Below are 14,140 nucleotides of genomic sequence, written 5' to 3'. Positions count from 1 at the left end.
GTTGGGAAACGCGGTGCATCGCACTGGTAGCCCGTCGCCGCGTTTGGCGGCAAGGCTGGATAGAGCTTACCAGTGCTACGAACAGCGGCAATGCGGAATCATCTAACTGAGCGTTTGAGAACTGACGCGGCGGACAACGAGCTGAGGGCTTTATCGTGTGGTCGGGCGTTCTGGAGACGATAGGGGCTTTAGCGGTGCTGGCGAGCCTGGCGGTGCAGATTTCAACGTGGCGCGAGCCGCTCGGGCAGCGCGTAACGTTGCATCGTGCGCTCCATGCCGTCGAGAAATGCCTGCTCGGCCGCATTCATCTTGCGCGAACGAAGCCACAGCAGGTCGATATCGACGTCGACTAGACCTTCTTCCGGCGGCAGGCGCCACAGGCGCTGCTGCGCAAGATCGTCGCGCACGATGTGCTCGGGCAGGCAGCCGATGCCATAACCGGCAAAGATCAGCCGCCGCACTTCATCGAGGCTCGGCGAGGCTGCCACGATGCGCCCGGTGAAACCGCGTTGATCGCGGAACACGGTGAGCGGCGACAGACTGTCGCCGATCTGGTCGCTGGTAAACGACACGAAATTCTCCGCGAGCAACTGATCGACCGATAGCGCGTGCCGCCCGAACAGCCGATGATGGCGCCCGCAATAGAGCGCATAGCGTTGGCGCAGAAAGCAGCGTTGTTCGAGTTTGTCGACGGGCGTGCGGCACAGGCCGAGACCGGCGGTGGCGGTCTTCTGCAGGAGCGACGAGATGATGTCCGACGAGCGCATCACCTCGATCTGCAAGTCGACACGCGGATAGGTCTTGTGGAATTCGGCGAGGAATTCGTCGTAGACGCCCGAATCGATCCGGCTCACCGTCAGCAGGCGGATCGAACCGGTGATGTCGTCGCTGCGGTCGTCGAGCTCGGTTTCGAGGCGCGACATATGGCCGTAAATATCGCTGGCGATCCGGTAGACCTCCTCGCCGGCGCGGGTCGGTTCGAAGTGCGGCCCGCGCCGTTGGATCAGCGTGCGCTCGAGCGTGTCTTCCAGCCGTTTGAGCGCCTGGCTGACCGCCGGCTGCGTCAGGTGCAAGCGGGCCGCGGCGCGGCTGACGCTGCGCTCCTGCATGATGACGAGGAAGGTGCGCAGCAGATTCCAGTCGAGCCGGTCGTTCAGAAAACGCGTGACGTCCGCGCGCAGTTGCGTCATGAAATCACCTTCGATATTAGCGATATTTATAGTCGAGATAATAATACGAAATTTGACTAATGTTTAATGGCTGGCGATAAAACCCCTCACCGTATGCCCCGATTTCCGGAAATCGCGACTGAGGAGCCGCCATGACTGCTTCATCCACCGCCACCCGTCAGCCCGTGCGAGCGGCAAGCGCCGCGTTCATCGGCACGATGATCGAGTGGTACGACTTTTACATTTACGCGACCGCTGCCGCGCTGGTGTTCGGCGAGTTGTACTTTCCATCGCACGACCCGTTCGTCAGCACGATGGCGTCGTTTGCGACGTTCGCAGTCGGTTTCTTCGCGCGGCCGCTCGGCGGCGTGATCTTCGGCCACCTCGGCGACCGCATCGGCCGCAAGAAAGCGCTGATGACCACGTTGATGATGATGGGCGTGGCGACTGTGTGCGTCGGCTTGCTGCCGGCTTATACCAAGGTCGGCATGCTGGCGCCGGTGCTGCTGGTGTTGCTGCGCGTGGTGCAGGGCGTGGCGGTGGGCGGCGAATGGGGCGGGGCGGTGCTGATGGCCGGCGAACATGCGCCGCAAGGGCGGCGTACTTTCTTCGCGTCGTTCGCGCAACTCGGCAGCCCGGCTGGGCTGATCCTCTCGCTGATCGCGTTTCGCGCGGTGACGTCGATGCCGCACGACGACTTCATTTCGTATGGCTGGCGCCTGCCGTTTCTGGCGAGCGCGGTGCTGCTCGCGGTCGGCATCTTCATTCGCCTCGGCGTGAACGAGTCGCCGGAATTCGAGCGCGAGAAAGCGGCGCGGCGTACCGTCGAGCTGCCGATCGCCGAAGTGTTCCGTTCGTCCGGCGCGCTGGTGGCGTTCTGCATCGGTGCGAACACGATCGGGATCGCGGGCGTGTACTTCACCAATACCTTCATGATCTCGTACACGACACAATACGTCGGCGTGTCGAAGTCGCTGATTCTCGATTGCCTGTTCGCGGTCGCGATCATCCAGTTCCTGTCGCAGCCGCTGGCCGCGTGGCTCGCTGAAAGGCTCGGTGGCGCGCGTTTCCTGAAGCTCGCCGCGCTGGGCGCGATGCTCTCGCCGTATCCGATGTTCACACTGGTGCAAGGCGGTCATCGCATGTCGATGATCGCCGGTATCGCGATCGCCGTGGTGTGTATGGCGAGCTTCTATTCGGTGATCGCGGGTTTTGTCAGCGGCGTGTTTCCGGTGCGTGTGCGGTATTCCGCGATTTCGCTTTCGTACCAGGTGTGCGGCGCGCTTGCCGGCGGCCTGACGCCGCTTGCGGGCACGTGGCTCGCGCACAAGTTCATCGGGCAATGGTGGCCGCTTGCGGTGTTTTACACTTGCCTTGCAGGTATTTCGCTGCTTTGCATCGTCGCGCTGGATGCGCTGAAACACCGTCGCGCGGATGCACCTGAGGCACCCGAGGCACTGCCTGCACGCTGATTGAAAGGAACCGGAACATGCAGACGTTTTTTCATCCCGCACAGTTGAAGCACCATCCGCGCAGTTATTTGTCGCGTGGCCAGATGCGCACGCCGCAGGAAGTGCCGGAGCGTGCGTTGCGGCTTGTCGAAGCCGCCCGAACGCTCGGCTTCGACGTGCGCGAACCGGCGGATTTCGGCACGGCGCCGCTCGCTGAAGTGCACGGGATGAACTATCTGCGCTTCCTCGAAGAAGCGCATCGCGAATGGAAAAAGATCCCCGCGGAATGGGGCGACGAAGTGATGTCGAACGTGTATATCCGCGAGAACAATCCGCTGCGCGGCATCCTCGCGCAAGCCGCGCGCTATCTCGCCGACGGCAGTTGCCCGGTCGGCGCGCATACCTACGAATCCGCGTACTGGTCCGCGCAAAGCGCGCTCGCCGGCGCGCACGCGATCCTCGACGGCGCGGGCGAAGCGTACGCATTGTGCCGGCCGCCCGGCCATCATGCGCGCGCGGAGGCGGCCGGCGGTTTCTGCTATCTGAACAATGCTGCTGTGGCGGCGCAGGCGTTGCGGCGCAAATACGGACGCGTCGCGATACTGGACACCGACATGCATCACGGCCAGGGCATTCAGGAGATTTTCTACGGCCGCGACGACGTGCTGTATGTGTCGATCCACGGCGACCCGACCAATTTCTATCCAGTGGTGGCGGGCTTCGAAGACGAACGCGGCGTTGCGCAAGGCGAGGGCTACAACGTCAATCTGCCGATGCCGCACGGCTCATCGGAAGAAGTGTTTTTCGAGCAACTGGATACGGCGCTGCGCGTGGTGGCGCGCTTTCAGCCTGACGCGCTGGTGATTGCGCTTGGCTTCGACATCTACAAAGACGATCCGCAATCGATGGTGGCCGTCACGACCGAAGGCTTCGGCAAGCTCGGCGGCAAGCTCGGTGCGTTGAAGCTGCCTACGCTCATCGTGCAGGAAGGCGGATATCACGTCGAGACGCTCGACGCGAACGCGCAAGCGTTCTTCGACGGCTTGACGTCCAGCCGGTAAAGAAGCCGGCGTGAAGGGGATAGGGACACGGGCAGGGGGCGCCGCAACCCACTCGCCCCATAACCCATTCACCGCTTCAAACAAAATCCGATTGTTCGCCTGACCCGACGTAACTATTCGTTCTGAGCCGCTTTATCCCACCGGCTTACCTGCCTACAGTGTCTGCTGTGACAGCGCCGCTGCATCTGCTGCTTCATCGAAGCCAGCCCCGCGAATCTTCGCGGCAGCGCGTCGGCGCAAACCCCACCTCAAAGGAGACGATCATGAGCAAGCTCGCAGGTAAAGTCGCGGTTGTGACAGGCGCATCGAAAGGTATCGGCGCTGCTATCGCCAAGGCCCTCGCGGCGCAAGGCGCGTCGGTGGTAGTCAACTATGCGTCCAGCAAGGCCGGCGCGGACGCGGTGGTCGACGCCATCGCCGCGGCGGGCGGCAAGGCGGTTGCCGTGGCGGGCGATGTGTCGAAAGCCGCGGACGCGCAAGGCATCATCGATGCAGCGGTCGAAACGTATGGCCGCCTCGACATCCTCGTCAACAATTCCGGCGTGTATGAGTTCGCGCCGCTCGAAGCCATCACCGAAGAGCACTTCCATAAACACTTCAATGTGAACGTGCTGGGTCTGCTGCTGGTCACGCAGGCGGCGGCGAAACATCTCGGCGAAGGCGGCAGCATCATCAACATCGGCTCGCTGGTCAGCCGCATCACGCCGGCGGGCAGCGCGGTCTATACCGGCACGAAGGCCGCGGTGGACGGCATCACCGGCGTGCTAGCCCGTGAACTCGGACCGCGGAAGATTCGCGTCAACTCGGTGAATCCGGGCATGGTTGCAACAGAAGGCACGCATAGCGCAGGCTTTGTCGGTTCCGACTTCGAGACGTGGGCGGTCAGCCAGACTCCGCTCGGCCGTATCGGGCAGCCTGACGATATCGCGGGCGTCGCCGTATTTCTCGCCTCGGACGACGCGCGCTGGATAACCGGCGAGAGCCTGCTCGCTGGCGGCGGAGCGCGTTAAGCAGTTTTGCGCGGAGGCGTTTGTTTGCTCGAGGCAAGGCGGCGCCGATAGGCGCGTTTGTCGAGACTCGAGTGGTTCGGGGCGCCAATCTGTGAGTATCGGCACCAGTTCGCCTCGTTCGATGGCGGGGCGCACCATGAAATCCGGCATATGGACGATGCCGGGACCGGTTAGCGCGGTTGCGAAGTGAGCATGACTTTCGCTTACCAGAACGCCGGCCGGAAGAGGGCGGCGCGATCGATATCGTTCGCTGGCGCCGCCCACGCCACCCTCAACTCGCAATCAGCTTCAATCCCGCGGGCAACGACTCGCCGAACACACGGCCTTCGTCCGCGTTATCGAGCTCCACCGTCTCGCCGACCATGGTGATCCACGCGCGCGGCGCGTTGGCCGCTTCGAGCCTGCGCACGACCGTGTTGCGCAACGCCTCGGGCAGGTCGCGCGAACGGTCGCCGGTCATGCGGGCGATCTGCACGGCGGCAAACGCGGCGGGGTCGACCTTCTTCCAGTCGAGCGCGAGGATCGTGTTCAGCCATTGCGCAGCCACTTCGGGCGGCACGACGCTATGCGCGCTGCCGTAGAACGGCCGGCGTGCGCCGATGCGGCCGACCGCCCACCAGCTCTGATGGTTTTCAGCGGGTTTCTTCAAGCGCGCCAGCACGGACTCGCCAAGTTCGATCTTGCGCGCGACAGGAATGCGTTCGAGCGACGCGCTCAAGCGGAGCATATCCGTGAAGCCCGTTTTCGACACATCGAACGGCAGCTTGTGACGCGATTGAGCGGCCTTTTGCAGATACGCCATCGCGTCGAGCACGCGCAGCTGCGCGCTCTCGTCGAGGCCACCCGCCGCGCGGCGCCACAGCGTCCACCATTCCGACCAGACCTGGCTCTCGTTCACGTACTGAATGCCGTCGTCGAAGAGCGACCAGAGTTGCTCGACGCGCCATTCGTCGAGCGGGTAGCCGAAACCCGGCCGCACGCAGTAGCCGGCGAGATTCAGCCACAGGCGCTCGTGATCCGCCGAACGCCGCCGGCGGCGCGCGCGCTCCCACAGCGCGCCGAACAGTTCGCGCAGCAGCGCGCTGTTCCAGCTTTCGCGCGGTCCGAGCAGTTGTTCGAGTTGCGCGCGCAGCCGTTTCACTTCCTTCGGGCCGACGTCCTGCGAGCGCGCGCCGAAGGTGCGGTCGATCTGTTCGATCGCTTCACCGAGCGCCGCATGCGGAGTCTGTGCGGGATCGGCTGACAACCGCACCTGCGCGTCTTCACGGCGCAGCTGGAATTCGAGCAGCCAGCGCTGCGCGGGGTTGTCGATCTCGATGCAGTGCACGTCCAGCGTGCCGACTTCAGTCAGCGACGTAGCGATCTGCACCGGCGTTTCGCGCGCGTTGCTGTTTCCGCGCGGCTGCACGATCGTCGCGATCGGCGGCAGACGAACGAAGTCGCCGCCCGCGAGATCGGCGAGTTCGCCTGGCCGATATTCGGTGTCCGCGATCGATGAGACCAGGTGGAAACGCACCGGATGCCCGAGGCGCAGCGCAAAGGTGCGGTCCTCGATCAGGATCTCGTGGCCTTCTTCCGTGCCGCGCGGCAGCAGGCAGATGCCTCGCGGCGACGTTTCATCGTTCTGCTCGCCGCCATCCTTGCCATTGCCTTCGCCGGTTTCGTCGAGCACGAGAAAGTAGCTGCGTGGCGAGCCGCCGCCGATTTTCGGCGCCTGACCGGCGCGGGCGAGGGCAAAAGCCACCGCGCCACGAGCGACGGCCACATCGGGATTGTCGTTATGCAGGACGTTGAGCGGCTCGCCGCGCCAGTCGCCCAGGGTGCTGGCGAGACGTTGCGTCAACGCTTCGGCACGGAACACGCCGCCGTTCAGCAACAGCGTGTCGGGCACCGGCAAGGGAGCGTCGTCCGTCGCGTCATGCTCGCTCTCGCCGGTAGAAGACAGACCCAGCGCTTTGCGCGACTGCGCGGCGAAGCGGCTCAGGAACGCCGCGATATGCCGCGTGACTGCCGCATCGGTGGCATAGGGCAGGCCGAACTCGACGATCGCGCCGCGCGGACGCCCCGGCCGTTCGTTTGGCGCCACCGCCGGAAAGAAACCGTCGACGATGATCTGCTCGACCTCGGCGCGCGTCACCTGCGCGGTGCGCGCGCCGCCGATCAGCTTCGACCCGGCGCCGAGCAGCGTAATGGAAGCCGAGTCGGGCGCTTCCCGGCCGAGCAGTTGCTCTTTCGCGCCGCGGCACCGCTCGACCAGTTGCGACAGGCTGGCCGCCGATAAACGCGTGCGCTCGCTGCCGGCGTGAGGCAAGCGCGCCTCGACGAGATGCGCGAGCGCGAGATCCATATTGTCGCCGCCGAGCATCAGATGGTTGCCCACGCCAATGCGCGTCAATTCAGGCTCGCCGTCGCGCGCCTGCACGTTTCGCACTTCGATCAGCGTGAGGTCGGTGGTGCCGCCGCCGACGTCGCAGATCAACACGAGCCGGGTGTCCGCCAGTTCCTTCGACAGGTTCTCGCGATGATGAAACAGCCAGTCGTAGAACGCCGCCTGCGGCTCTTCCAGCAACCGCAACGCGGGCAGGCCGGCGAGCCGCGCCGCTTCCACCGTCAGCGCTCGCGCGCCTTCGTCGAAAGAAGCGGGCACGGTGAGCACGACGTCCTGATCTTCGAGCCGCGCATCCGGAAAGCGCTGATTCCAGGCCGCGCGCACGTGCGCCAGATAGCTCGCGCTGGCTTCGACCGGCGAGACCTTGCGGACCTCGTCGGCGGCGCCCCACGGCAGGATCGGCGCGATCCGGTCGACCGACGCGTGCGACAGCCAGCTCTTCGCGCTCGCCACCAGCCGGCCCGGCACCTGGCCGCCGAGCGTGCGCGCGAGCCGGCCGACCACGACCGGCTGCTCTTCCGTGCCGGTACGGTCCGGCGCGTTCGCCACGCCGCTCGCCGCGCTTGCCGCCTTGGCGTCGCTCCACGGCAATTGCAGATCGCCCGCGCTCAGTTCGCCCGGCGCCGCGTGATACCGCACCGACGGCAGCAACGGGCGCGCGGCGACCTCGCCGGGACTCACCAGCTGATCGATCTCGAAGACGCGAATGTCCGTGCTGCCCGCCTCGGCATAGGCGAGCACCGTGTTGCTCGTGCCGAGATCAATCCCGACGCTGTAGCGCTTCATCGCGGTCATGCATTGGCGTTGCCGCGCACGTCGAACTCGACTTTCCAGCGCTCGTCCGTGCCGCGCGGCACGGCTTCCAGTTCGAGCGTGCCGGCTTCGGTGACACGCGCATGCAGTTTCACCGGCACGACTTCACCGGCGGTGCGGCCGGCGGCCGGCAGCGACGCCTCGATCTCCTCCAGTTCCTGCAACTCCTCGGGCCCCCAGAAGTCGAGCAGCGTGCCGACCTGATCCTGGCGGCGCACCGATGAACCGAAGAAGCGGAAATGCACCGGCTCGCCGACCACGAGGCCGAACTCCTGGGCCGGCAACTCGGCTTCGGTGCCTTCTTCCATGCCGAACGGCGCGACGCACAGCGCCTCGATGGGCGGCTCGAGGCCGGGCACGGCGGGCATCGCCGATTCGATCGCGATGTAGTACGCGCGCGCCGTGCCGCCGCGAATGCGCACGCCCTTGCCACGCCGCACATAGCCGTAATACGCGGCGCCGCGCGCGACGGCGAGATCGAGATCCGCGCCTTCGAGCAGGCGCGCCGGCGCCGCGCCTTCAGCCGCGAGCCAGCCGTTGAGCGTGCCGAGGATGCGCTCCACCAGCAACGGCGACTTGAACACGCCGCCGTTGAACAGCACCGCGGTGGGATGCAGGAAGCTCGCGCCTTCCGCCGTACCTCCGGCGCCCATCTCGCGCAAGCCTTCGAGTTCGGCGAGCGCGCCCACCTGGCGGCCGAGGAACGCCGCAAGATGCCGCGTAATGCCGGCGTCCTGCGCATACGGCAGGCCGAGTTGCGTCAGACCCGCACGCGTGCGGCTCACCGGACGCGCCGCGCTGTCCACTTGCGGGAAGAAGCCTTCGAGGATCGTCTGGGTCAACTCGGCGCGCGTCAGCTCCGTGCGGATCGAACCGCCGATCAGCTTCGAACCGCGGCTCGGCACGACGAGCGGCACGGTGTCGGTCGCCGGATCGCTGAGCAGCGTTTCCTTGGCGGCGCGGCACGCGTAGGTGAGGGCGCGCAGTTGCCACGCGTCGGCCTGGGTGCCAAGCGCTGCGAGTTTGCGCGCGACCACGTGAGCGAGCGCGAGATCCATGTTGTCGCCGCCGAGCAGAATGTGTTCGCCGACCGCGACGCGATGCAGTTCGAGGTTGCCTTCGCGCTCGATCACGGCGATCAGCGAGAGGTCGGTGGTGCCGCCGCCGACGTCCGCCACCAGGATGATGTCGCCGACTTTGACCTGCTTGCGCCACTGCCCGCCGCTCTTCTGAATCCAGCTATACAAGGCGGCCTGCGGTTCTTCGAGCAGCGTCATGCGGCCGTAGCCGGCGGCCTCGGCGGCTTCCGCGGTCAGTTCGCGCGCGGCCGGATCGAACGACGCTGGGATCGTCACCGTGATGTCCTGCTGGCTGAACGGCGCGTCGGGATGCGCGTGGTCCCACGCTTCGCGCAGATGCGTCAGGTAACGCACCGAGCTTTCGAGCGGCGACACGCGCGCGACTTCAGGCGGCGCGTCGTTGGGCAGAATCGCCGCGCGCCGGTCGACGCCCGGATGACACAGCCAGCTTTTCGCGCTCGAGACGAGCCGGATCGGCGTGGCCGCGCCGCGGCTGCGCGCGAACTCGCCGACCGCGAATTCGCGCTGGCCGGTCCACGGCAGGTACAGGTCGCCCGAGGCCAGTTCGTCCGGATGCGGCAGGTAGAGAAACGAGGGCAGCAGGTCGAGGTTGTCGATCGCGCCCGGTCCGGTGAGTTGCGCGATCGGCAGGACGCCCTGGTTGGTCTTCTCGCCGTCGCTGGCGTTGCAGTCGACATAGGACAACGCGCAGTGCGTGGTGCCCAGGTCGATGCCGATCGAATAACGTGCGTCGAGTGTGTCGCGTTCGTCGCGTGCGTCGCTCATAGTTCCACCTCGGCCGGCGCGATCACGCGGGCGTTGTGGCTGTCCGTCAGCTTCGGCAGACGCACTTCGTCGACGCGCCAGCCGCGGTGGCTGATGCTGCCGTTGAACGGCGCCTTGCCGACGACGTTGCCGGTCAGACGGATCGCAGTGGCGTCGAAGCCAACGGCCAGCGTCACGCGGCTGCCTTCGGCTTCGTCGCGCACCGGGCGGATCGTGAAATGCTCGCGCAGCGTCGCGCGACAGCCGTCGTGCACGAGGCGGGCGGCGGCGCCGATGTCGGCGTCGCTAAAGCCCTTGATGTCTTCTTCGACGAAATCGATGAAGCGCGCGTCGCGTTGCAGCAGGCCGAGCAGCTGGAGCGCGGCGTCCGGGCTCGCTTCTTTCAGCGTGGGGGCGGGCTGCGGAGCAGGGGCGGGGGCGGGTGCCGCGGCAGGCGCGGGCGCCGGGGTAGGCGCTGCGGTGGCCGCAGCGCTGCCGCCATCGCGCAGGCGCAGGACCCCGGCGGCGAACTCGCCATCGCCGAGGATACTGAAAAAGGTGCTGACGGCAAGTGAAATCCTGCCGAGGAAAGACGGGTTCGAATCGGTCATAAATGCTCCTGATGGGCTCTGTTAAAGGACGAGCCATCCTGTTGCCGCGTCGCACGCGACGGGCCTTTGGGCGCCGTCGTGCGTCTTGGTCGACGGCATATTCCGCCGACGTCTGATTCTCCAGAATTTTGCGGCGCCGCCGGGGCGCGCAAACCCGTATTTTGCCTTGTGCGGCGCGGAAAGCGGGCAAAGCCGGAAATTCTCGCGGTGAATGACCGGCAATCAGGTGGAGAGTAAGCGCCAATTGGGTGACGCCGACGCAGCGACGGAGGCGCGGCGCAGGAGCGCCAGTCGGCCTTGCCTCGCCTCGCCGCGTCGCCTCACACCGTATCCGGCCCGAATTCAGCCACGACCTGATCGATGAACGCGCGCAATTTCGGTGTCGCGCGGCTCGCCGGAAACACCAGCTGCATGGGCCGCGCAGGCGCTTCGTAGTCGGCTAGCACACGCACCAGCCGGCCCGCGGCGAGGTCGTCTCTCACGGCCACTTCGGGCCCGAGAATCACGCCGCCGCCGTTGAGCGCGGCGGCTTGCAGCGCCTTCATGTCGTTGGCCTGAAAGCGGCCCGAGATCGGCACGGCCTGTTCGCCGTGCGTGTCGCTGAAACGCCATTCGGTGTCGACCGGTTGTGCGGTATAGACGAAGCTCAGGCACTCGTGGTCCGCCAGCTCCTGCGGCGTTTGCGGCACGCCGCGCTCGGCCAGATAGCGGGGCGCCGCACACACCACTAGCCGGTAGGGCATCAGCGGCCGCGCGATCAGCGACGAATCCGACAGCGAACCCAAACGAATCGCCGCCTCATACCCCTCGTCGATCAGATCGACGAAGCGGTCGGTCAGCGACAACTCGACCCGCACTTCGGGGTTGGCTTGCAGATAGCGCGTAATCAGCGGTGCGAGACAGCAGGCGCCGAATGTGACCGGCGCCGTGATGCGCAAACGGCCGCGCGGCGACGACGACAGATCCTGCGCGACCGATTCCGCAGCTTCCGCGTCGGCGAGCAGCGCTTTGCAGCGTTCGTAGAAGATCTGGCCGATTTCGGTGAGGCTCTGACGCCGCGTCGTGCGGTTCAGCAGGCGTGCACCGACGCGCTCTTCCAGCGTGCTCACATGCTTGCCCGCCATCTGCGACGAGATGCCGAACGCGAGCGCCGCCGCGGCGAACGAGCCGCTGTCGGCGGTTTTTACGAATACAGCCATGCTGGTCAAACGATCCATTATTCCCCACCTGTGGTTTCGACAGTCGGCAAATTATGCGCGTTTATCTTGCTGAGGTTTTGAATCATAGTGTGCTCACCGAGGAGCAAGCGCTCGACCGAGCGACCCTCAGACATTCATGGAGTGTGAGCAATGAAGATAGGCATTCTCGGCGCGGGCTTTATCGGCCGCGCATTGGCGACCCTGGCAAGGAACCGCGGTCATGAGGTGATGATCAGCAATTCCCGCGATCCGCTGACCTTGACCAGTACGGCCGCCGCGCTCGGCTGCGCGCTCGGCACCGCTGAAGACGCCGCGAAGTTCGGCGACGTCGTGGTGGTCGCCGTGCCGTTCAGGAATATTCAGGCGCTGCCGGCGGCGGCGCTCGACGGCAAGATCGTGATCGATACCTGCAACCACTACCCTGGGCACGACGGCCACATCGAAGCGCTCGACCAGCACACGACCACCACCAGTCAGATGATGGCCGCCGCGTTGCCGGGCGCCAAAGTGGTCAAGGCCTTCAACGCGATCCTCGCGAAGGACCTGGAAACGGACGGCAAGCCGGCCGGTACGCCGAAGCGCCGCGCGTTGCCGTTCGCCGGCGACGACGAAGAGGCGAGGCGCGTGGTGAGCGCGCTGCTCGATGAGTTCGGTTTCGATCCTGTCGATGCGGGCACGCTCGCCGAGAGTTGGCGCTTCGAGCGCGCCAAGCCGGTGTACTGCATTCCGCTGGACCGCGCGGGCCTCGCCGAAGGGCTGGCCGCGGCGCGGCGCGATGTCGAGTTGCCGCATGGGTCGTGGCGGCGGCGATCGGCACAGTAGGCAATCGTCACACGGAGCTTGCGATGTACTCACGCAGCCATTGATGCGCCGGGTCGCGATGGGAGCGCTCATGCCAGAGCATAGCCATCTCGTAGCCCGGTATATCGACAGGCGGCTCGACTACCCGCAGCGCACTGTTGTCGCGAACCAGGCGCGCAGGCAGCATCGCCACGAGGTCCGTGCTCGCGAGGACCGACAGCATGAACAGGAAGTGCGGAACGGAAAGCACCACGCGGCGCGCGAGGCCTGCCTCCGCGAGCACTTGATCCGTGACGCCGCGAAACCCTCCGCCATCCTGCGACACGACCACGTGATCGAGTGCACAGAATTGCGCAAGCGTTGGCCGGCGCTTCAGGCGCGGGTGACCTGCGCGGCCTGCCAGAACATACCGTTCCTTGAAGAGCGCCCGCCGATGCAGTCCGGCAGGCGCGTCCTCGCTGGTATGAAAGGCAAGATCGATCTCCCCCTGTTCCGCCTGTTTGGCGATGCGTGACGGAACAATCTCCAGCACCGCCAGCCGGGTACCCGGCGCCGCCGAGCGCAAGCCGGCCAAAGCCGGCAGCAGGACTGTCGATTCGCCGTAGTCGGCAGCGGCGACACGCCACGTATGACCGGCCTCGGCCGGATCGAAAGGACTGGCAGGCGATACCGCGCGCTCGAGCGCATCCAGTGCCTGCCGCAAAGGTTCGCGCAACGCCTCGGCCCTCGCTGTGGGCCGCATTCCTCGCGGCCCGGGCAGCAGCAGCGGGTCGCCGAGGACATCCCTCAGCTTGGCGAGATGAACGCTCACCGACGGTTGAGAGAAGTTCAGACGTTGTGCTGCGCGGGTCACATTGTGTTCGGAGAGCAAAACATCGAGCGTTACCAGCAGGTTGAGGTCCAGCCGCCTGAGATTATTCATCTTAATACCTGAAATATCAGAAATTCATTTCCAATATACCGGACAAAAACCTATCCTGCGCTCTTCTAGCAATGGAGGTTCAACCATGAATGTTCTTCTCGTCTATGCCCATCCCGAACCGAAGTCATTGAACGGCTCGCTCAAGGACTTTTCGGTCAAACGCCTCGAGGATGCCGGACACGTCGTCCAGGTTTCCGATTTGTATGCAATGAAGTGGAAAGCCTCGCTCGATGCGGACGACAGCACGGACAGGCGGACCGACGAGCGCTTTGATCCATCCCTCGAGTCCATGCATGCGTTCGAGAACGGTTTGCAGAGCGAGGACATCGCACTCGAACAGGACAAGCTGCGGTGGGCGGATGCGCTCATTCTGCAGTTTCCGCTGTGGTGGTTCTCGATGCCGGCGATCCTCAAAGGCTGGGTGGAACGCGTCTATGCGTATGGCTTCGCGTATGGCGTAGGAGAGCACTCCGACGCACGCTGGGGCGACCGCTATGGGGAAGGCACGCTGGCAGGAAAACGGGCGATGCTGATCGTCACTGCGGGCGGATGGGAGTCGCATTACGGCCCGCGCGGTATCAACGGCCCCATAGACGACATTTTGTTCCCCATCCAGCATGGGATCCTGTATTACCCCGGCTTCGACGTCTTGCCGCCGTTCGTGACCTATCGGACCGGCCGGGTTGACGCAGCCAAATTTGCAAGGATTTGCGACGCGCTCGGCCAGCGTCTCGACGATCTCAGGAAGACCGAGCCAATCCCATTTCGCCCGCAGAATGCCGGCGCGTACGAGATTCCGGAACTCACGTTGCGAGCCGATATTTCTCCGGATCGGACCGGCTTCGCGGCACACATCGCGTAGCAATTTCG

The 14,140-nt window shown here is 65.3% G+C and carries 11 protein-coding genes; 5 read left to right on the top strand and 6 right to left on the bottom strand.

Translation table 11 applies throughout. From position 1 onward, the window contains the following. Positions 1-221 precede the first annotated feature (221 nt). Positions 222-1,181, bottom strand: a complete 960-nt coding sequence (locus tag AC07WT_RS09190) for a LysR family transcriptional regulator (protein WP_492596089.1) — start codon at positions 1,179-1,181, stop codon at positions 222-224. 140 nt (positions 1,182-1,321) lie between these two features. On the opposite strand from AC07WT_RS09190, the gene AC07WT_RS09185 reads away from it, so the two are divergent. The 3 genes from AC07WT_RS09185 (at position 1,322) to AC07WT_RS09175 (ending at position 4,691) form a co-directional block, all read left to right on the top strand. Continuing rightward, positions 1,322-2,641 (top strand): MFS transporter, encoded by a 1,320-nt coding sequence (locus tag AC07WT_RS09185; protein WP_494946829.1) that lies wholly within the window; start codon positions 1,322-1,324, stop codon positions 2,639-2,641. 17 nt (positions 2,642-2,658) lie between these two features. Further along, positions 2,659-3,681 carry a histone deacetylase family protein gene (locus AC07WT_RS09180; protein WP_494946828.1) on the top strand — a complete coding sequence of 341 codons (1,023 nt, stop codon included), beginning with the start codon at positions 2,659-2,661 and terminating at the stop codon, positions 3,679-3,681. 263 nt (positions 3,682-3,944) lie between these two features. Further along, positions 3,945-4,691 carry a glucose 1-dehydrogenase gene (locus AC07WT_RS09175; protein ID WP_494946827.1) on the top strand — a complete coding sequence of 249 codons (747 nt, stop codon included), beginning with the start codon at positions 3,945-3,947 and terminating at the stop codon, positions 4,689-4,691. A gap of 271 nt (positions 4,692-4,962) precedes the next feature. On the opposite strand, the gene AC07WT_RS09170 is transcribed toward AC07WT_RS09175, so the two are convergent. The 4 genes from AC07WT_RS09170 to AC07WT_RS09155 all read right to left on the bottom strand — a co-directional run bounded on the left by AC07WT_RS09170 (position 4,963) and on the right by AC07WT_RS09155 (position 11,565). Then, positions 4,963-7,875 (bottom strand): Hsp70 family protein, encoded by a 2,913-nt coding sequence (locus tag AC07WT_RS09170; RefSeq protein WP_494946826.1) that lies wholly within the window; start codon positions 7,873-7,875, stop codon positions 4,963-4,965. Continuing rightward, positions 7,872-9,758, bottom strand: coding sequence for an Hsp70 family protein (locus AC07WT_RS09165; RefSeq protein ID WP_494946825.1), 1,887 nt, complete (start codon positions 9,756-9,758; stop codon positions 7,872-7,874). Before AC07WT_RS09165 ends, AC07WT_RS09170 begins: the two co-directional genes overlap by 4 nt. Next, a complete protein-coding gene (locus AC07WT_RS09160; protein WP_494946824.1) occupies positions 9,755-10,348 on the bottom strand; it encodes a DUF2760 domain-containing protein in 594 nt (197 codons plus the stop codon). The genes AC07WT_RS09165 and AC07WT_RS09160 overlap by 4 nt, the downstream gene beginning before the upstream one ends. Before the next feature lie 320 nt (positions 10,349-10,668). Beyond that, positions 10,669-11,565, bottom strand: a complete 897-nt coding sequence (locus AC07WT_RS09155) for a LysR family transcriptional regulator (RefSeq protein WP_494946823.1) — start codon at positions 11,563-11,565, stop codon at positions 10,669-10,671. Between the two features lie 132 nt (positions 11,566-11,697). Here AC07WT_RS09155 and AC07WT_RS09150 point away from each other — a divergent pair, with 132 nt between their 5' ends. After that, positions 11,698-12,369, top strand: coding sequence for an NADPH-dependent F420 reductase (locus tag AC07WT_RS09150; RefSeq protein ID WP_494946822.1), 672 nt, complete (start codon positions 11,698-11,700; stop codon positions 12,367-12,369). 7 nt (positions 12,370-12,376) lie between these two features. Here the strand turns inward: AC07WT_RS09150 and AC07WT_RS09145 are convergent, their stop codons facing one another. Beyond that, positions 12,377-13,270, bottom strand: a complete 894-nt coding sequence (locus AC07WT_RS09145) for a LysR family transcriptional regulator (RefSeq protein ID WP_494946821.1) — start codon at positions 13,268-13,270, stop codon at positions 12,377-12,379. Positions 13,271-13,355: 85 nt separating this feature from the next. Between AC07WT_RS09145 and AC07WT_RS09140 the strand changes: the two genes are divergently transcribed. After that, positions 13,356-14,132, top strand: a complete 777-nt coding sequence (locus tag AC07WT_RS09140; protein WP_492593357.1) for an NAD(P)H-dependent oxidoreductase — start codon at positions 13,356-13,358, stop codon at positions 14,130-14,132. The last annotated feature ends 8 nt before the right edge of the window (positions 14,133-14,140 follow it).

This window comes from Paraburkholderia sp. GW821-FHT02A12, assembly GCF_059422005.1.
The sequence above is the reverse complement of the archived record's forward strand: the minus strand, read 5'-3'. Positions and strand labels throughout refer to the sequence as shown.

What these genes read in the sequence shown, in the direction of transcription:
- AC07WT_RS09180 (WP_494946828.1), top strand. Translation starts at nt 2,659, where the DNA reads ATGCAGACGTTTTTTCATCCCGCACAGTTGAAGCACCATCCGCGCAGT.
- AC07WT_RS09150 (WP_494946822.1), top strand. Translation starts at nt 11,698, where the DNA reads ATGAAGATAGGCATTCTCGGCGCGGGCTTTATCGGCCGCGCATTGGCG.
- AC07WT_RS09140 (WP_492593357.1), top strand. Translation starts at nt 13,356, where the DNA reads ATGAATGTTCTTCTCGTCTATGCCCATCCCGAACCGAAGTCATTGAAC.
- AC07WT_RS09155 (WP_494946823.1), bottom strand. Translation starts at nt 11,565, where the DNA reads ATGGATCGTTTGACCAGCATGGCTGTATTCGTAAAAACCGCCGACAGC.
- AC07WT_RS09175 (WP_494946827.1), top strand. Translation starts at nt 3,945, where the DNA reads ATGAGCAAGCTCGCAGGTAAAGTCGCGGTTGTGACAGGCGCATCGAAA.
- AC07WT_RS09145 (WP_494946821.1), bottom strand. Translation starts at nt 13,270, where the DNA reads ATGAATAATCTCAGGCGGCTGGACCTCAACCTGCTGGTAACGCTCGAT.
- AC07WT_RS09165 (WP_494946825.1), bottom strand. Translation starts at nt 9,758, where the DNA reads ATGAGCGACGCACGCGACGAACGCGACACACTCGACGCACGTTATTCG.
- AC07WT_RS09160 (WP_494946824.1), bottom strand. Translation starts at nt 10,348, where the DNA reads ATGACCGATTCGAACCCGTCTTTCCTCGGCAGGATTTCACTTGCCGTC.
- AC07WT_RS09170 (WP_494946826.1), bottom strand. Translation starts at nt 7,875, where the DNA reads ATGACCGCGATGAAGCGCTACAGCGTCGGGATTGATCTCGGCACGAGC.
- AC07WT_RS09185 (WP_494946829.1), top strand. Translation starts at nt 1,322, where the DNA reads ATGACTGCTTCATCCACCGCCACCCGTCAGCCCGTGCGAGCGGCAAGC.